The organism is Deltaproteobacteria bacterium, from assembly GCA_019912665.1.
Lineage (GTDB): Bacteria > Desulfobacterota > GWC2-55-46 > GWC2-55-46 > GWC2-55-46 > UBA5799.
The window spans coordinates 728,918-746,917 of the sequence record JAIOIE010000018.1 but is presented as its reverse complement, the minus strand read 5'-3'; the positions used below and the strand labels follow the sequence as shown (position 1 = coordinate 746,917).

17 protein-coding genes and 1 tRNA gene are annotated in these 18,000 nt (G+C 50.8%); 9 read left to right on the top strand and 9 right to left on the bottom strand.

Going from position 1 to position 18,000, the window contains the following annotated elements; all coding sequences use genetic code 11:
- Nucleotides 1-211: 211 nt before the first annotated feature.
- Nucleotides 212-433, bottom strand: a complete 222-nt coding sequence (locus tag K8I01_08060; protein ID MBZ0220370.1) for a hypothetical protein — start codon at nt 431-433, stop codon at nt 212-214.
- A gap of 175 nt (nt 434-608) precedes the next feature.
- Nucleotides 609-1,010: a response regulator gene (locus tag K8I01_08055; GenBank protein MBZ0220369.1), complete on the bottom strand. Its 402-nt coding sequence runs from the start codon at nt 1,008-1,010 to the stop codon at nt 609-611.
- A gap of 211 nt (nt 1,011-1,221) precedes the next feature.
- On the opposite strand from K8I01_08055, the gene K8I01_08050 reads away from it, so the two are divergent.
- The 3 genes from K8I01_08050 (at nt 1,222) to K8I01_08040 (ending at nt 4,170) form a co-directional block, all read left to right on the top strand.
- Nucleotides 1,222-1,539 (top strand): helix-turn-helix domain-containing protein, encoded by a 318-nt coding sequence (locus tag K8I01_08050; GenBank protein MBZ0220368.1) that lies wholly within the window; start codon nt 1,222-1,224, stop codon nt 1,537-1,539.
- 173 nt (nt 1,540-1,712) lie between these two features.
- Nucleotides 1,713-2,894, top strand: a complete 1,182-nt coding sequence (locus K8I01_08045) for a hypothetical protein (protein MBZ0220367.1) — start codon at nt 1,713-1,715, stop codon at nt 2,892-2,894.
- A gap of 214 nt (nt 2,895-3,108) precedes the next feature.
- Complete coding sequence (locus K8I01_08040; GenBank protein MBZ0220366.1) at nt 3,109-4,170, top strand: SEC-C domain-containing protein; 1,062 nt, start codon at nt 3,109-3,111, stop codon at nt 4,168-4,170.
- Between the two features lie 150 nt (nt 4,171-4,320).
- On the opposite strand, the gene K8I01_08035 is transcribed toward K8I01_08040, so the two are convergent.
- Both K8I01_08035 and K8I01_08030 read right to left on the bottom strand, forming a co-directional pair.
- Nucleotides 4,321-4,704 (bottom strand): hypothetical protein, encoded by a 384-nt coding sequence (locus tag K8I01_08035; protein MBZ0220365.1) that lies wholly within the window; start codon nt 4,702-4,704, stop codon nt 4,321-4,323.
- Nucleotides 4,705-4,861: 157 nt separating this feature from the next.
- Nucleotides 4,862-5,071 (bottom strand): hypothetical protein, encoded by a 210-nt coding sequence (locus K8I01_08030; GenBank protein ID MBZ0220364.1) that lies wholly within the window; start codon nt 5,069-5,071, stop codon nt 4,862-4,864.
- An 882-nt stretch (nt 5,072-5,953) separates the two neighbouring features.
- On the opposite strand from K8I01_08030, the gene K8I01_08025 reads away from it, so the two are divergent.
- On the top strand, nt 5,954-7,516 hold the full coding sequence (locus K8I01_08025; protein MBZ0220363.1) for a hypothetical protein: 1,563 nt from the start codon (nt 5,954-5,956) through the stop codon (nt 7,514-7,516).
- Between the two features lie 758 nt (nt 7,517-8,274).
- On the opposite strand, the gene K8I01_08020 is transcribed toward K8I01_08025, so the two are convergent.
- Nucleotides 8,275-8,985, bottom strand: a complete 711-nt coding sequence (locus tag K8I01_08020; GenBank protein MBZ0220362.1) for a helix-turn-helix domain-containing protein — start codon at nt 8,983-8,985, stop codon at nt 8,275-8,277.
- A gap of 238 nt (nt 8,986-9,223) precedes the next feature.
- On the opposite strand from K8I01_08020, the gene K8I01_08015 reads away from it, so the two are divergent.
- Nucleotides 9,224-9,433 (top strand): helix-turn-helix domain-containing protein, encoded by a 210-nt coding sequence (locus tag K8I01_08015; GenBank protein MBZ0220361.1) that lies wholly within the window; start codon nt 9,224-9,226, stop codon nt 9,431-9,433.
- A gap of 4 nt (nt 9,434-9,437) precedes the next feature.
- Complete coding sequence (locus tag K8I01_08010; GenBank protein MBZ0220360.1) at nt 9,438-10,604, top strand: site-specific integrase; 1,167 nt, start codon at nt 9,438-9,440, stop codon at nt 10,602-10,604.
- A gap of 53 nt (nt 10,605-10,657) precedes the next feature.
- Here the strand turns inward: K8I01_08010 and K8I01_08005 are convergent.
- From K8I01_08005 to K8I01_07990, 4 genes are all read right to left on the bottom strand, one after another.
- A tRNA-Met gene (locus K8I01_08005) sits at nt 10,658-10,734 on the bottom strand.
- A 213-nt stretch (nt 10,735-10,947) separates the two neighbouring features.
- Entirely contained in the window at nt 10,948-12,594 is a 1,647-nt protein-coding gene (gene argS / locus K8I01_08000; GenBank protein ID MBZ0220359.1) for an arginine--tRNA ligase, read from the bottom strand.
- Nucleotides 12,591-13,421: an acyltransferase gene (locus K8I01_07995; protein MBZ0220358.1), complete on the bottom strand. Its 831-nt coding sequence runs from the start codon at nt 13,419-13,421 to the stop codon at nt 12,591-12,593. The genes argS and K8I01_07995 overlap by 4 nt, the downstream gene beginning before the upstream one ends.
- Nucleotides 13,422-13,543: 122 nt before the next feature.
- Nucleotides 13,544-13,858 carry a septum formation initiator family protein gene (locus tag K8I01_07990; protein ID MBZ0220357.1) on the bottom strand — a complete coding sequence of 105 codons (315 nt, stop codon included), beginning with the start codon at nt 13,856-13,858 and terminating at the stop codon, nt 13,544-13,546.
- A 202-nt stretch (nt 13,859-14,060) separates the two neighbouring features.
- Between K8I01_07990 and K8I01_07985 the strand changes: the two genes are divergently transcribed.
- The 3 genes from K8I01_07985 to K8I01_07975 all read left to right on the top strand — a co-directional run bounded on the left by K8I01_07985 (nt 14,061) and on the right by K8I01_07975 (nt 17,940).
- Nucleotides 14,061-14,441: a PilZ domain-containing protein gene (locus tag K8I01_07985; GenBank protein ID MBZ0220356.1), complete on the top strand. Its 381-nt coding sequence runs from the start codon at nt 14,061-14,063 to the stop codon at nt 14,439-14,441.
- 162 nt (nt 14,442-14,603) lie between these two features.
- Entirely contained in the window at nt 14,604-15,746 is a 1,143-nt protein-coding gene (locus K8I01_07980; protein MBZ0220355.1) for a 2'-deoxycytidine 5'-triphosphate deaminase, read from the top strand.
- A gap of 49 nt (nt 15,747-15,795) precedes the next feature.
- Nucleotides 15,796-17,940: a DNA translocase FtsK 4TM domain-containing protein gene (locus K8I01_07975; GenBank protein MBZ0220354.1), complete on the top strand. Its 2,145-nt coding sequence runs from the start codon at nt 15,796-15,798 to the stop codon at nt 17,938-17,940.
- Nucleotides 17,941-18,000: the final 60 nt, after the last annotated feature.

Below are 18,000 nucleotides of genomic sequence, written 5' to 3'. Positions count from 1 at the left end.
TCGCGCTTAAGGATGGACAGGCACTGAATCTTTGAGCAGATGTTTGGCCATTAATCTTCGGCGGCCACCTTCTTTTAATAGAAGACTAAAATTGCACTGAGCCGCTGAATTATACTGAGCATTCCAAATGACTGTTTAAAGGACGACTCCAATCGCGCACTCCTTTTTTAAAAAAAAATTTCTCAAAGGGAGAGTTGTAAGAGAGCTGTTATTACTCATCATCCCAAGCCATGGCCTTAGCGATTCTTGCAGCATCTTCTTTTGACCTGCCGCGTGCAACGAGAGAGGCAAATATCTCGAACTCGTTCTCTTCGATGGTTTTGCAATGGTCAGTATCGATTATAACGACGTCCTTCGGCTGAAGAGTGTTCAAGACATCTTCGAGCATTTTGTCTTCAATATCGACTTCAGGGGTTTTGCATTCGATACCCATCTGAACCTCCTCCAGCTTATTCCTGAATGATATTACCTTCGTTATCGGAATTCAAGCCGTCGCTCAAAGTAGAGCGGGTTTTTATGGTTAACTTAGTCAATATTGTTTGGTAAAGGCAGCTATGGGAGAAGGTCGAACTCTTAGATAAAAAACCTGGGCAGACGGTTTTACTTTTTTATAGCTCGGTCAATACTTTACTCTCCAGTATCCGTCGAACAAGATCTTTGAGCTCCTTCGGCTCCAAAGGCTTTTCCAGAAATCTCAGATTATTTTTCCTGAAAAAGGAGAAATAATCCTCCTCACAAGACCCGGTAAAAAATATAATCCTCTCTTTTATCCCGGAAAGGGTCTTTACAGCCTCTTTATAAAAGTCCATGCCGTTCATGACAGGCATATTCATATCGACGATGAATACGTCATAGGATGTAACAGCGCTCTTCCCAAGGGCTTCCCTGCCATTTCTGGCGTATTCCACTGCGCCTTCTTCCGCAAGGATTATCCTGAGCGCTTTGCCTATCAGCTCCTCATCATCGACCACGAGGATTTTTCTACGCACATCTTCCATGTTTTTATCCATAGCGCGAACCAAATGGATTATACTGCGCTGGCTTTAAAAACAAAACCCAATCTCTCAGACCCTCCAGATCATGTCCTACAGGCACATTTATATCTAAAAAACCACATCAATAAGAATATTTTATACCTGTTGGGAATTCTTTTGTCAATAAAAAGTTCCCAACAGGATATTCATTTTTATTCAAAAAAAGGTAAATATCAAGGATATGAAAATGCACGAAAAAAGGTTGATTGGGCTCAGGATCAAGGAGCTTCGGAAAAACAAGGGCCTATCCCAGGAAGAACTTGCAGCAAAGGCCGAGACAAGCCCTAATTACCTCAGCCGCATGGAGAGGGGTACAGAAAATCCTACCCTGGAGATGCTTATAAAGATTTCAAGGTCGCTGGGTGTAGAGATGTGGGAACTTTTTGACTTTGGGCATGAAGGGAGTCAGAAAGAAATAAAGGAATCCCTGATGAAATTTATCAAGGAAGCTGATGAAGAAAAAATCAAGCTCACTGTGAAAGTTCTAAGAGCCATGTTAAGGTAATATCGTGGTCTGCTTCGAACTATCTGGCAACTCCACCCTTTAACCTCTGCTCTGGGGATATCGCCCCCTTTCTTTCTGCATGCCTTGACAGTTCCGCATCGGGTTACTTGCCTCAAAGCAGCTAAAATTATGGTCCAGTCCCGATAAATCATGTAAATTAGTAGGGCTTTTAAATGCCAGAAAAAATACGGATTACCAGAAGAGAACTATACGAGCAGGTTTGGACTGAGCCCATGACCCGGCTCGCCAAAAAATATAGAATATCAGATGTAGGGCTCAGGAAAAGGTGTCTTAAGTTGAATATCCCCGTATCCCCAATCGGCTATTGGCAGAAAAAGGAGTTCGGAAAAGCTGCTCCTCCCCCTCCCTTGCCGCCCTTTGATGGAAACGAAGATATTGAATTCCATATAGAGTTGGAGAAAGAGAATAACCGCCCCATTGACGAGGAGCAATATAAGGAAGCCGAAGATAGAATAGCTTTCGAAAGGGACGATGCAAATCGAATAAATGTGTCTTCCACCCTTAGGTCTCCGCACCCACTCGTTGCTCAAACCCTGGAGTATTTTAAAAACTTAGAACCTTCTCGATTTAGTTCCGACAAAGGTCTTTTGAACGGTTACGGCGATAAGTGCCTTAATATGCGTGTCAGCAAGGAAAGCTTACCCCGCGCATTACGCATCATGAACGCCTTGATCAAAGCATGCGAAGCAAGAGGCTTCCGTATCTCCGTTGTGACTGAAGACCAATACGCCTATCGTAAATCTTATAAGACCTGTGTGTATGTTCTTGGAGAGACCATAGAGTTCGGTTTGCGGGAGTTTCTCAAGCAAACAAAGCGAAAACTTTCGCCAGCCGAAAGAAAAGACAGGCCTTGGGCTAATGAGTTCGAATTCAGCCACAATCCTTCCGGAAGGCTTACGTTTGAGATTAAAACATGGGGATGTCTCCGGACGAATTGGGCTGATTCCGAAAAGAAAAAACTTGAGGACTGTCTTAATGACTTCATAGTGGGACTTATAAAGAATGCTGTAGAGCTAAGGACGAGAGCTATCGAAAGGGAACAGGAGGCGCGCAGAAGAGAGGAGCAGCAACGCCGTCAGGAGGAGATCGCCAGACGAAAGCGGGAGGAGGAAGCTCGTCTTCAAAGACTCCTGAATCAAACAGAGAATTGGCACAGGAGCAAACAGATTCGGGAATACATCCAGGCAGTAAAAGAAGATGCCGTCCGGAAGAACGGCGGCATTGAACCTGGAAGCGAACTCGACAAATGGCTTACCTGGGCGAACCAACAGGCAGACCGCCTTGATCCTTTAATGGAGAGCCGGCCTTCGATTCCTGATAAGGATGAATTGTGAATGGTAAAACAGCCGCCGATATGTCTTTCAAACGCCTAAGTGGCTCTTAAGAAAAAATCGCAGACAGCGTCTGCGTAAACCATAAAGATATTCTCATATAGTCCAGACTTGACCATGTTGCCGATTTAGCTACAATGGTTGCTAAAAAAGCGACATGATGAATCTTCCGTATTGAAGACTTTAAAGCAAAAGTCTTTATGCTACTCAATGATGAATCATAGGCAACCAACAAAACCGACCTTGGTTGAATATTCCAAAACATATTGGTGAGGGGCGCATGAAAGCAGGCAGAAACGACCCATGTCCCTGCGGAAGCGGCAAGAAGTTCAAGAAGTGCTGTATATCTGGACAGGCCACCAAGACGCTACTCCCAGGAGCTCAGGAAGTAGCAGAGGAAATCCGGAAGGAATTCGCTGACCGCCCGGCAGCCTCTCTCGCTGAGGCGCAGGCGGTTGCCAATCGCGTCATGGAACGCAGGAACCGGACACCCCTCGTTGAATTCTCCGGCCTGTCGCCCGAGCAGATGCACAGGTTTCTGGATTTTCCTTTTTCCTCTCCGGACATTGCCTCCTTTGCCGAAGAACTGGACCGTCAGTCTGAAGCGCCTGTCATGAAACTCTTTTCTTTCCTTGCCGATGCTATAGGCACGGACGGACTTAAGGCCACTGCAAAGGGTAACCTACCACGGCAGTTCTGTCAGGAAGCGGCCCAGGCCTATTGGGAGGCATATCCGGATAAGGCTCTCTTGGGCGGGATAAACACAGAGCCTGACTTTTTTGACTTACACACCGTTAGGATTGTGGCCGGTATGGCCGGGCTTATCAGAAAGTACAAAGACAGGTTTATCCTCACAAAAAAGTGCCGCCTTGCTATGGAAAAGGACATGGGCGGCGTTTACCTGGAGATCTTCAAGACTTATACCCAGACGTTCAACTGGGCGTACCGCGACCGCTACCCGGACCTTGCCATCGTGCAACGCTCATTCCTCTACACTCTTTATCTACTCCATAAGTATGGCGGTGAGTTCAGACCGCCGGAATTCTATAAGGAGAAGTTTATTCAGGCCTTTCCCATGGCCCTTGCGGAAGTCCCTGACCGCCCCTACGCGACCAGCGAGAAAACCGTCGGCAGGTGTTACGCTTTCCGCAGTCTTGAGGGCTTCGCCGAGTTTTTCGGACTAGTCGAGGTAAAGGTCCTTTCCAAGGAGTTCTTGGCGAGAAAGTATGAAATAAAGAAAAGTCCGCTCCTTGACGCCCTTGTAACTTTCCGGGTATGACCTTCTTAATAAGACCATTGACCGTTAAAACAGCACCTTGAATAACATCTCTGCTGCCGGCTTCCCTCTATACGAAAATCCGCCACCTCAGAAGCATACCGCTGAACCATCAAAACGCCAAACGCACCAAACGCGCTGAAGGGAGCGGCCTTAACCCTCTCCGGTCTCCGAACCTGCAAATCTCTCCGGGTGTCTACGATGTCTTGTTCTCATCCTCTGTTTGACGCGCTGAGCAATTTTTATAAGCGAAGGAATCATATTTGGATCGATCCCGAAGACCTGACAGCACATATAGGCCACCCCCACCGGGGTCCTCTTCATGTCTTCCGTAAAGGCTTCTTCCATCCAGTTGTTAATTTTGAGCAATTTGCTCTCGGGATATACCAAGTGGCTGACCCATTCAAACCGCTTAAGCCGCTCTTCTTCGCTAAAACATTCGAACAGGGTTTCAATAAAGTGCCTCTGGTACGCCTCTTCAAGACGGCTTACATGTCCCGCTAGACGCGCCACCCTTTCCTTGAGACTGGTTCTCATATCAATCCTCCCTTACTGTACGCCCCTCAATCGCCGGGCGGCTCTTTCATCTGCAGCATACATTGAAACTGTCCTTTCAAGCCGAGACAAAGACACAACGCGCTGAACCACTGAACCACCAAAGAGCACCAAACGCGCCAAACCGCCGAAGAACTCGTTATATTTTTTCCGCCTCCCTCAAATCCGCGAACTTCTCCGGGTGTAGGCGCCTTCTCGCACGAACCCTCAGTTTGACCCTCTGTGCCGTCTTTATGAGGAACGGCAGCATCTTTGGGTTGATCCTGAAGTAGGTGACGGCTACATAGGCTGTCTTTCTGGGGGTCTTGTTCATATCCCGCCTGAACTGCCCTTCCATCCACCTTTCCACCTTGCTCCATTTGGTCTTGGGATAGGCACAACGGCAAACCCCACTGAAATAATCTGAACCGCTCTTTTTCATCAAACGCACCGAAAAGGCCTTCAACAAAAGCCTGCCGTGACGACTCATCAAGCTCGGCTATAGTCAGAACCAACGCTGCAATTTTTGTGTTTACCATACCATCCTCCGTGATAGATGATTTGGAACAAAGACGCGCTGAAGGAGGCCAAAAATCATTTTTCGCGGCGTCCCGGCCATTTTTTATACAGTCAACATATAAAGTAGTTATATGTTATGTCGTTAAAAACTTGATAAAATCTGTCTTTGAACGCACTACCGCCTTTGAGAAAGAATTCCTCAAAAAACGGTTTCGGCCAAAGCCTACTGAAAAGTCTGGTTGCCATACGCAACTTCAGACGGAGACTCAAGCTCCATATATGTATTACCGCGGACGATCGAAATTGAGATGGTTGCTGGCAGAAAATCTTAGAACTGCGGGAAGGGAGATTCGAATCAAATGCTTTGTAAGATTTGAAAATCGGTCAAGTCAGTCCGTATCGTTTTCCTGGCCGAGGTGTTCAACAGTTCTTTTCTACTTTTTAATAAAATCACATGAGCAGATGCTCTCTACCATTCAGGAACAAAGCTTTCATGCCTGTTTTAGTTACACTGTTTCAATAATGTGACGAGAAATGGGCTAAATTTGTCCCTTTTAATAATTTTCGCCTTCATTCTTTGAGGGAAATGGCCCAAATTTGGGCCATTTCTTCGAGAGGGGCCTGAACAAAAAAGACCAAACTGGGGCCATGAGAACCTAACATCTTGACATATCAGTAAAAAACAGCAGAATAAAATTAAGCCTTTAGGAAAATCATTATTCAAAAAAACTAAATGGAGCCTATGTACCGTTTAGACAAAATTGAAAAAACAATACAAGATTCCGTCCGAAAATTCTCTTTGGATAATATTTTACTAGCTGCCCATAGGGCCATTAAGGGTCAAAATGAATCATCAACATACAAAATTTCAGATGAGGCCGGTAGAATAGAACCTTTTGTTGCTGCTGGCATTTGCTCATTTGCGATTAGGTTTTCGAACGTATATCGCCATGCAGATAAGCAATTAACATTATTAGATTTTAATCAACTGTATGATTTGGTTTTAGGTTATCTGACGACAGATCCTATAACAACAGACGAAGAATCAGCCAATGTCTTTTATAATTCAAACCCGGTTTTTTTAATATTGCGAATTATCGCGAGCCAATTCCCATTCAAAGTTAACACGTTTGGTTCTACAGGCCAGCCACTCCTTCTTTTTGGTGAACTTCCCAATATAATCAGAGACAAGGAAGGAGTGCCAAAATTTGATTTTTATGAAGCATTTCAAAAACTAACTGGCTTGTCTATTCATGATTTTCTGTCAGGCTGTTTTGTTACTTGGTCTGCTGCACTTTCTCAAAACACCTCAGGAATAACTCGTGAGTATTTTGAAAAAGCAAGAAGGCAAGGAATAAAAATTCTTAATGATGAAGGTATCTTAATGCTACTTGAATCTATTTCCGCTGACCCTGAAAGCTTTAGAAAAAAGTATGAAGAAATGAAGCAAGCTGACCGTCGGTTCAGGATTTACGATTTCAATCCACTTTTAACGTACCCTCTAATAAGACCATGGCGATTTTATCAGAACAAGTCGATGGCCCTAGACCGAATGATTGCTCCGTTGCCAGATCTTGTTGCCTATCGTGCTTCAACAGGTATTTTTTATGAGATGTTCAATAACTACAAGGAGCAATTCTCTGATTATTTTGGTTACCTTTTTGAAGCATATATAGGTCGCCTCTTAGAGGTTTCAGTTACATCTCAAAATTTAATTTCAGAGGCTGCTTTACGTAGTACTTACCCGGAAAGTTTAGGGAAAGCGCCTGATTGGATAGTTTTAGATGGTTCAACAGCAATTCTAATTGAAAGCAAATCTACTCGATTTTCATTAAAAGCACTTTCTACCGGCGCAGTTGATTCTATCGATTACAGTTTAAAGCAAGTTCTTAAAGGTTTAAAACAATTATATGAAGTTAGACAAAAAGCGATTGCAAAGACCAAAGGACTTGAACGATTACATCATTGTACGGAATTCAAGCCATTGCTGGTCACTTTCGAGCCACTTTATCTTGTAAATTCTCAACTTTTCAGAAAACATATTGATAGGCTTCTTTCTCTCGAAGGCATAAAAAATCTTCCATGGCATATATTATCAATAAAAGAGTTCGAGTTACTTCAAACCCATTTTAAGGCTGGGATATCATTTGCCGATGTTCTTTCAAAGACAGAAATTATGTCCTTTAACGAGATACTTAAATACGTTCAAGAGAAGACCGGGCTAACATATAAAGATTCTTTTCTTTATCAAAAAGATCTCGAAATGCATGAAAAGCTAGGCATAAATGATCTCTAAAATTCTGCCAATATTCCTGGATTTGCTCAGATGAATAATGTCCATGGTGGTCTAATAGCTCCGTCCTATCGATGTCGAGTCGACTTTCAAGTCACAACTTATCCTTTAACGAGCAAGTGGACTAAAAGGAACAATCCGTCCATTGTTAGAAGTTGACACATCCAGACGGCTCCCATTTAGCTTGCCGTTAGAAGTTGACTCAAAAGGGACATCATCATGTCCCTTTCCAGTCTAAAATTGACTTCAAAGGGACATTCGCGTGTCCCTTTGTGGTCAAGATGGCATGTTAAGCGGACATCAATTCCCCTGCGCTCTTATAAATGGACTCAAAAGGGACATTTGTCCGCTTTTCAATCCAAATTTGACTCTAAGAGGACATTTGTCCGTTTTTGGTCAACTTGGCACATCAGGCGGACACCATGACCGCATAGTGGACTCGAAGACGACATCTTCATGTCGCTTTCCAGTCTACAGTTGACCCCGAAGCGACATCCCCATGTCGTTTTTAAGTCCATTTGGCACTTCGAGCGGACGTCATGTTGCTTGTCAGTGGACTGAAAAGGGACATTAGGTCCCCTTTCAGTCTAAAATGGACTCTAAAGGGACATCATGTCCCTTTTTGGTCTATTTGGCACTTCAAGCGGACGCCTTACTGCTTGCCGGTCTAAGTGGACTCAAAACGACATCCTCATTCTCACGTCGCTTTCAGTCAAAAATTGACTCAAAAACGACATTGCCATCAAAACGTCGCTTTCCGGTCAATTTGGCTCTTTAAGCGGACCTTGGTCTCGTTTCCACTCGGCGATATGCTCTCTTGAGAATACCCCGCGCCCTTCTTTACTCAGCCTCCCTTTTTGCGCCAGCCGGCGCACATGCCTAGTGCTTACGCCAAGCACTTTAGCGACCTCCTTGGTGCGAAGGGTCTTCTTATTGTAGAGCTCGTCCCGAACCCTGCCCAGAAGATCGACTACATAATCCGTTATGGAACGAAATATTTCTCGCGTTGGTATGCCTCCAGCACACCTTATATCAAGCCAAGCCTTCAGCCTGTCGGCCTCAGCCTTGGCACCGCTCATTAGCAACGCCATTCTCTGGTTTTGGAAAGGCTTATAATCAAAATCCTTCAGGCACTCTCTTGCTGCTTTCCGCCACTTCCTGTAGGCCGCCCTCCTCGAAAACCCGATTACTTGCATCAGTTTGAGATACTCGCGCTTGGTAACGATATCGCAGAGGCAAAGATGTTTTACCTCCGTGTTCGACAGCTTATAAGTCCTGATGTCCTCATACATGACCTTTCTAGAGAGTAGTTCATTGAGCAGTTCCCTCCTGAACGAGGGCGCCTTATTTATCGCCTGAGCCTCGGAAAGGGCAGGGCTCATATTTGAATTATCCGGGATAGCGGTTTTATTAGCCCCATCCAGACCATGGCATGGCTTCTCCCCGGCGTCGATAACAGAGTGTTCTTCCATAAAAACCTCCTTCAAGTATCTATAGACTCTTCTGCTCCTACTTATATATTACTTTTTTTATTCAAATTTTCAGAAAGCCTTGATTGTATTGAATATTTTCTAATAACATCGATTTGTTTGGGGCTTAAGTTTTCGATGGAAAAAGTGCATAGCAAGAGCAGGCGAAAGGGGGTTTGGCGGTAATACGCAGATATGGAGCTAAAACGCTCCAAATTCCAAAAGGAGCGGGTCGTAAGGAATGAAACTTCTCAGCGTTAAAGAAATCAGCGCGCTCATCCAGGCCAAGCCCTCCACCATCTACCAATGGGCGGAGCTCGGACAGATCCCGTGCTTCAAGATAAATGGTCTTTTGCGCTTTGAGGAGAAGGAGATCCTCGACTGGCTAAAGGACCAGAAAAGGGTGTATAATACCGGCCGTGCAGGTAGAAGGCCCGGAAAGGAGGTATAGGCAAATGGGCCTCTACAAACGAAAGGACTCGCCGCACTGGTGGATGTCCTTCAGGGTAGAAGGCCGGAGGATTTATGAATCCACCGGCACGGATAACAAAAAACTCGCTCTGCGAAAGCACGCAAGCCGATTAATCGAGCTGCATGAAAGACAGCTCGGCTCGCCAGCTAAGATCGACGGGAAGACGCCTTTTTGTGACCTCGCTAACCAGGTTCTAAAGTGGGCAGAATGGCAACGGGCCTACAAGGACAAGAAAACGCATATCAAGTACCTCATTGAGGCGTTCGGCAGTCTCGAGCTCAAGGATTTCACGACGCGCACGGTTGAGCTCTATTACCGCGGCTTTACCGATTCCGGCAGGACTATCTCGACGGCAAACAGATACCTTCAGACACTGAAGGCCATGTTCACCAAGGCCGTTGAATGGGAGCTGGTTGAAGAGGATGTCTTGAAGCGCGTGCGCCGGGTCAAGCTGTTGCCGGAGAACAACAGGCGCTTACGGTTCCTCTCAAGGGTGGAAGGGCAAGCACTTATAAACGCCTGCGAGCCGCACTTGAAGCCTATCGTGACAACCGCGCTCAATACCGGCATGAGGAGAGAGGAGATACTTTCCCTCGAATGGGGAAAGCACGTTGACCTGAAGCACGGGTTCATACTCCTCGACAGGACCAAGAACGGCGAGCGTCGCGAGGTTCCCATCAACCAGGTCTTGAAGAGCATATTCCAGGGCCTTGTGCGGCACATCAACAGCCCCTATGTTTTCACGGACAAGGCTGGCAGGAGGTTCAGGGACCTGAAACGGTCTTTTTCCTCGGCCTGCAGGAAAGCGGAGTGGGAGAAGTGTTCGGCCTGTAGCTTTGAGCGTCAGATGTCCGGAGAAGAGAATCCGGGCAATTGCCCTCAATGCGGCAAAGAGATGTTCCGTGTAGCCGGGATCAACGACTTCCGTTTTCACGACCTAAGGCATACCTTCGCAAGCTGGCTCGTGATGGCCGGGGTAGACCTTACGACCGTGAGCAGGCTTCTTGGTCACAAGAGCCTTACGATGACGCTTAGGTACTCACACCTTGCGCCGTCGCACATGGTCAAGGCAGTGGCTGTCCTTGAAAACGGTTACGATTTGGTTACGCTGGCTGAAAAAGAGGGTATCGAACGGCGCGCAATCCCATAAGCAGAAAGGCCGTAACCCCTTTATTTTCAAAAGGAATTACGGCCCTTGTAGTTTGGTAGCGGGGACAGGATTTGAACCTGCGACCTTCGGGTTATGAGCCCGACGAGCTACCGGACTGCTCCACCCCGCAGTAGAAGCAATACATCGAACAGTTATATTAACAACTGCCGCCTTATTTGTCAACCCTTAGGTCGGGAAATCCGAAGAAATCGCTCGATTTTCCAAAGGAGGGGGCCTTTTCTGCCTTCACGGGCCGAAAAGACCTGGTTCCGGTCTGATTTTTAGGCCCTGGGAGCTGGTTCGCTGGACTTGGACCAGGTGAGGAGCAGGCCGGGACCGCTACTTACATCTTATCCGGCGCGGAAACTCCAAGTAGAGCAAGCCCGTTCGCCACAACCGTCGCGACCGCCCTGCATAGAAGGAGCCTTGCCGCCGTAAGCTCCGGGTCGTCAGTTACCACCCTCGTCTTGTTGTAATAGGGATGGAAGAGCCCGGCAAGCTCCATTAGATAAAAGGTTATCCTGTGCGGCTCCATCGCGAGTGCGCTTCTCTCGACCAGCTCCTCGAACGCGCCGAGTAGCTTTATAATCTCCGATTCGTCCTTCTCCTCGAGCCTCGAAAGGAGCTTCTCGTCAAAGCGCTCGGGCACGTTTATGCCCTTTTCGGCCGCGAACCCGATGATGCTCTTTATCCGGGCGTGGCAGTACTGGACATAATAGACCGGGTTTTCCGGGGCCTGGCTCTTGGCAAGCTCAAGGTCGAAGTCTAGCTGGGCGTCAGGCCTCCTCATGAGGAAGAAGAACCTGCAAGCGTCCGTGCCCACCTCGTCCATCACCTGGCGGAGGGTCACGAACTCGCCCTCTCTTTTCCCCATCGGCACGGGCACGCCCTTACGGAGAAGGGCCACGAGCTGGATGAAGATTATCCTGAGCGCCGAATCGTCATGGCCGAGCGCGCGAAGGAGCGCCCGTATCCTTCCTTCGTATCCGTGGTGGTCTGCGCCCCAGATGTTGACGAGCGTATCAAAGCCCCGCTCGATCTTGTCCCTGTGATAGGCGATATCCGAGGCGAAATAGGTCCGCTCGCCGTCGGCCTTTATGAGCACCCGGTCCTTGTCGTCTCCGAAATCCGTCGTCCTGAACCAGACCGCGCCTTCCGCCTCGTAGATATGGCCTTTGTCCTTGAGGTCCTGTATTGTCTCGGCCACCTTGCCCGCGTCGTCAAGGCTCTTCTCGCTGAACCAGATATCGAACCCGACCCGGAAGTCTTCTAAATCCTTCCGTATCCTTTCGAGCATGGCCGAGGTGCCGAACGCCTGATAGCCCGGCGCGCCTTCGCCGCCCTCGCCGTATTTCTCGATATATTCCCTGGCGATGTCCTTTACATACTCGCCCTTGTAGTGGTCCGGCGGGAACTCGATAGCCTTGCCCTTAAGCTCCTCCGCCCGGAGGCGGACGGACTCGCCGAGCGTAAAGACCTGCCTCCCGGCGTCGTTTATGTAATATTCCCTCGTTACCTCAAACCCTGCGGTGCGGAGTATCCTTGTGAGCGAATCGCCGACCGCCGCGCCCCTTCCGTGGCCTATATGGAGGGGGCCGGTGGGATTGGCGCTAACGAACTCGACCTGCACCTTTTTCCCTGCCCCTATGCCGCTCTGCCCGAACCTCTCGCCCTTTCCGGCTATGTCGAGGAGGGCCTTGAGCCAGAAGGTCCTTTTGAGGAAAACATTTATAAAGCCGGGCCCGGCTACCTCGCATTTCTCCACTTCCGGATAGGCCGCGACCTTATCGGCAATGGCATTAGCGATATCCCTGGGCTTTTTCTTCTCAAGGGGAGCAAGGAGCATGGCGATGTTAGTCGAGAAGTCGCCGAACTCCTCCTTCTTGGGCTTATCAAGGACGATGGCCGGGATTTCCTCGGTCGAAATGAGCCCTGCCTTTTTCGCCTCTGAAAGAGCCCCTTCGAGTATACCTATGACCCCGGCCTTCATTTTGGTCCCCTTGTGATGTCCATATACTCGCCGGGCCTCCTGTCCCTCAGGAAGACCCATTCGTTCCTTACTTCTGATACGACTCCGAGGTCGACCTCGGAAACGACGATGCCTTCTGATGAGCCGCTCGGCTTTTCAATGAACTCGCCGTCAGGACCGGCGGAGAAGCTCCTTCCGTAAAACTCCTGCTTCTCCTCCTTGCCGACCCTGTTCACCCGGATGACGAAAAACCCGTTCGCGTGCGCCGCCGCCGATATGGCCCGTTCCCATTTCCTGTGCGAGTGCTCGAACGCAGAGGCTGTGAGCGCGACCACGAGCTCGGCCCCGTTAAGGGCAAGCACCCGCCAGCCCTCGGGAAAGAAGACGTCCCAGCAGATGAGGACGCCGATCTTGCCGTAGGGGGTCTCGAATACAGGGAAGCCCAGGTCGCCGGGGCTGAAATAGGCCCGCTCCTCCCAGAGCGGTATCTGAGGCACGTGGACTTTGCGGTATTTGCCGATAAGCCCGTCAGGGCCCGCGACGATGGCGGTATTATAAAACTTGTCCCCGTCCTCCTCGAAAACGCCGCCGATTACGACCACCTTGTGTTTCATCGCCGCTTCCCTGAGGAAGGTCACCGTGGGGCCGTCCTCTTTCTCGGCAAGGGCGAAGTTCCTGTTGTCTATCGTAGCCGGGAACCAGTGCGAGCTGAATAGGGGCGGCAGCGCAATTACCTTCGCGCCCTCGCTCGCGGCAAGCTCCACAAGCATATCGGCTTTCGAGATGTTCCTCTCCCTTTCGGGCACGGAGGCAAGCTGTATGCCCGCTATGTTTATCTTTCTTTCCATATTCGAGTTTTCAGCAATTTGTAAGGAGGTATGCGCGGATATGCCGTGGCGCTAAGGGACGTGCCGAAAAAAGGTCGCCGGGTCAGCCGGCTTGTGCACGGATTCCTGGGCTTTCAGCGCCTTCATGGCCGTGTTTCTCCGGTGGCGGGCTCCTCGATCCGGTATATGACCTCGTTACGGCCGATCTTGCCCAACTCCTCCCTGGCTATCTGGCCTATATAGCGCCTGTCGCCCTCGAGGAGGCGTATCTTCTTCTCAAGCTCCCTGTTCTCTTTCTCAAGGGACTTGTTGTACGCCAGTATCCCGGCGAGCTCCTTATTGACCCTATAGAGCTCGATCAAGCCCTTTTCCCCGAAGATGGCGACCGCGCCGAAAAAAAGGACGGCCGCAAGCAGGATAAGGCGCTTCTTTTTCAAGCCTTCCGGGTTTTTTTTCATGGGATCTTTCCGAATTATTAGAAGTAACAGAGAGGACCCTAAAAGTCAAGGGGTCTTCCGGCCTGCGCCTCGGCTGTTTCCATTATGAAAGAAAGGGCCGCCCGGCCAGCGAAACCAGTTGACACGGCACTCCCCGCTTAATATGATATAGGCGCGTTTTCTCCTCGAGTGCGGGTGCCGAATAACACGGGAAGGAATGGCCGTGAACAAGCTCAATTGCCCGAAATGCGAGAACTCGTTCTTTACGGCGGTTATGAAGCCGAACCTGCCGTGCCCGCACTGCGGCTTCATGCTAAAGGGCGGCGAGAGCGAAAGAAGGATCGGGGCCAGGAGCCCTAGCCTCAAGCTCTGCGACATACTGAAAGGCGAGGTCCGGATACCGGCAAAGGCCGTGGACGTCTCCGATACCGGGATCGGCATAAAGATGATGGGCTACCTGCCCTTTGACCAGGACGACATAGTTAACGTCTTTTTAAGGGAGCTGGGAGAGGAAAGGCCAGCGCAGGTCGTCTGGACCAGGAAGTTCTACGGCATCTCCAGGGCAGGCCTGAGGTTCATTGACGAGCTGCCGGCCATAGCCTGAAACCTCTTCGGAAAAAACAAGAACGGAAAGGCCCGGCCTCCGGGCCTTTTTTTCGCCGTGTTATCCGAGAGGCCCGCTTCAATGCGGCAGGTCCGGAAGCAATAAAATTCTTTCAAGTACGGGGCTTTTTCTGTATCATGTCCCCCGCACCTCCTTAAACCTATGTCTGAGAAAAACCACGGCGTTTTAAGCTGCCAGTCCATAGCAAGGGCCGTCGCCAAAAGGCACGTCTTCTCAAAGGGACTGCCCATAGGCGAGTCCCAGATACAGCCCGCGAGCATGGACCTGCGGCTCGGGCCCAAGGCGTACAGGCTCATATCGAGCTTCCTGCCCGAAAACGCGGACGTGCTCGACCGGCTCCACACCCCGGACCTCTACGGCTCGGACCTCGTCATGTACGAGTCCGATATCTCGAACGGCGGCATCCTGGAAAAGGGCCATGTCTATCTCATACCCCTTATAGAGGAGCTCAACCTTCCGCCGGACGTTAGGGGCCGCGCGAACCCCAAGTCCACTACCGGCCGCCTCGACATATTCGCCAGGGTGCTGACCGACAGGAACCCCAGGTTCGACGACATAGCCTGCGGCTACAAGGGAGGACTTTACCTCGAGGTAATGCCGAGGTCTTTCACGATAAAGGTCAAGGAAGGGCTCTCGCTCGTGCAGCTGAGGCTCTTGAGGGGCGAGTGCGCCCTCACGGACTCGAAGCTCAAGGCCCTGCACAAGGACTCGCGCCTCCTCTTTAACGGGGATGAGCACCTCTCACCCGGCGAGGTCAAGGTCTCGAAAGGCATCTTCATGTCCGTTGACCTGAGCGGCGAGAACTCCGAGGGCATAATCGGCTACAAATCGAAGAGGAACAGCCATGTGGTGGACCTCACGATGAAGAACCACTACAGCATCGCCGATTTCTGGGAGCCCATATACAGGAACAGCAAGGGCACGCTCATACTCGAGCCCGAGGACTTCTACATACTCTCGTCCAAGGAGAGGATACGGATACCCACTAGGTACGCGGCCGAGATGGTCGCCTACGAGGCGGGCTCGGGAGAGCTCCGGACCCATTACGCGGGCTTCTTCGACCCGGGCTTCGGTTTCGGCACCAAAGGCGAGGTCAAGGGCACCAAGGCGGTACTCGAAGTCAGGGCGCATGACGTGCCTTTCATGATCTCCGACGGGCAGACCTTCTGCAAGCTCTTTTTCGAACGAATGGCCGAGGTGCCGGACAAGGTCTACGGCCCGAGGATAGGCTCGTCTTACCAGTATCAGGGAATAACCCTCAGCAAGCAGTTCAAGAGCACCTGACGCGCTTTTGCCCGCCCCGCAAAAGGGGCCATCCGGCATCCCGGAGCAAATGGCCAGACCGACTTCGAAAAAAAAAGAAACTAGTAACGCGGGCCTCAAACAGGAGATAATCGGCATCGTCCTCTTTGCCGCGGCCCTCTACTCCGCCGTAAGCCTCTTCTCCTTCGCAAGAGGCGCGCTCTGGGGCGGGGTAATAGGGGACTACCTGGCCTGGGCCTTTCTCGCGTCCATCGGATACACCTCTTACGTATTCCCGTTCATCCTGTTTCTGCTCTCAGCGGGGCTTATCCTCCGGAGGTTCTTCCGTTTCAGGGTGGTCGTGCCCGTAAGCTTCCTCTTTTTCGTCCTCTCGTCCTCGGCCCTCCTCCATCTCATCGATTCGAACGGGGGAGCGGCAGGCGCCATCCTGGGCGATTTCCTTACGAGCCTCGTCGGGATTACAGGCTCGTTCATCTTCCTCTCGGCGGTCCTCTTGATAGCGTTCCTCGTGGCTACGGGCCTATCCGTCATACAGATAGCGCTTAAGGCCCTTCCGCCGACCGTATCCGTCTTCAGGGCCGTCTACGACAGGATGAAGGCCGCGAAGTCCGAAGAGCCTGAAGAAGAACTCGAGCCGGAAGAGGAGACGGAGCCCAGGCCGAAGAAAAAGAACGGGGAAAAGCCGAAGGAGCCGGAAAGGCCGGCAGGGGCCCCGGCCATAATAACTCCCAGGATACACAATAAGAGGCAGGCCGAGGAGCCGGAAGAGGCGCTCGAGTTCACGACTCCCAAGGGGTCTTTCAAGCTTCCTCCCCTTACCCTCCTCGACCCGGTGCCCAAGAGGAACAGCTCGGTCGACGACAAGGCCCTCCTTCTGAACTCGCAGGTCCTTGAAAGGAAGCTACTAGACTTCGGCATAGACGGCCGGGTATTGGAGGTGAGGCCAGGTCCGGTCGTAACCATGTACGAGTTCGAGCCCGCGCCGGGGGTAAAGGTCGGCAGGATAATGAACCTTTCCGACGACCTAGCCCTTGCCATGAAGGCCATGTCCATTAGGATAATCGCGCCCATACCCGGAAAGGCCGTGGTCGGCATAGAGGTGCCGAACCAGACCAGGGACACGATACTCCTCCGTGAGATGCTCGAATGCCCTGCGTTCGCAAAGAGCCGCTCGCGCCTTACGCTCGCGCTCGGGAAAGACATCTCCGGGACGCCTTACGTGGCGGACCTCGCCAAGATGCCCCATCTTCTCGTTGCCGGCGCGACAGGCGCAGGGAAGAGCGTTTCCGTGAACGCCATGATACTGAGCGTCCTCTTCAAAGCCACCCCCGAGGAGGTCCGCTTCCTCATGGTGGACCCGAAGATGCTCGAGTTATCGGCTTACGAAGGCATACCGCATCTGATAACGCCGGTCATAACCGACCCGAAGAAGGCGGCAGGCGCGCTTAAGAGCATTGTCACCGAGATGGGGCGGCGCTACAAGCTCATGGCCGAGAAGGGCTCAAGGAATATCGATAAATACAACCAGATGGTCGAGGAGGGCGGGAATCCCGAAGAGAAGAAGCTCCCGCTCATCGTCGTGATAATAGACGAGCTCGCTGACCTCATGATGACCTCCGGGAAGGACGTTGAGGAATGCCTTGTGAGGCTATCGCAGATGGCGAGGGCCTCCGGCATACACCTTATGATAGCAACCCAGAGGCCGTCGGTCGACGTCGTTACTGGTCTCATAAAGACGAACTTCCCTTCGAGGATAGCCTTCCAGCTCCCTTCGAGGACCGATTCCAGGACGATTATCGACTCCGGCGGCGCCGAGACGCTTTTAGGGCAGGGCGACATGCTCTTTATGCCGCCCGGCACATCGAAGCTCCAGAGGATACACGGCGCGTACGTCTCCGAGACCGAGATAAAACGGGTGACGGATTTCTGGAAGAAGCAGGGCGGTCCCGCCTACGAGGACTTGAAGATAGAGGAAGAGGAGAGCGCCCTGATCGACGAGGACGCGGACCTGGGCGAAGAGTTCCTCCGTAGATATGACGAGGCCGTGGCGCTCGCCGCGCAGCTTGAGATGATATCGACCTCCTACATCCAGCGGAGGTTCAGGATAGGCTACAATACCGCCGCCCGCATTATCGAGAAGATGGAGAAGGAGGGTGTGGTGGGGCCTGCACAGGGGAGCCGCCCGAGGGAAGTGCTACTCCGGAAAACGCCTTAGTAGGATTTCTGCTATATTGAAGATTATCCGTGGAAAATACGCAGCCAGGCCGCGGAAATC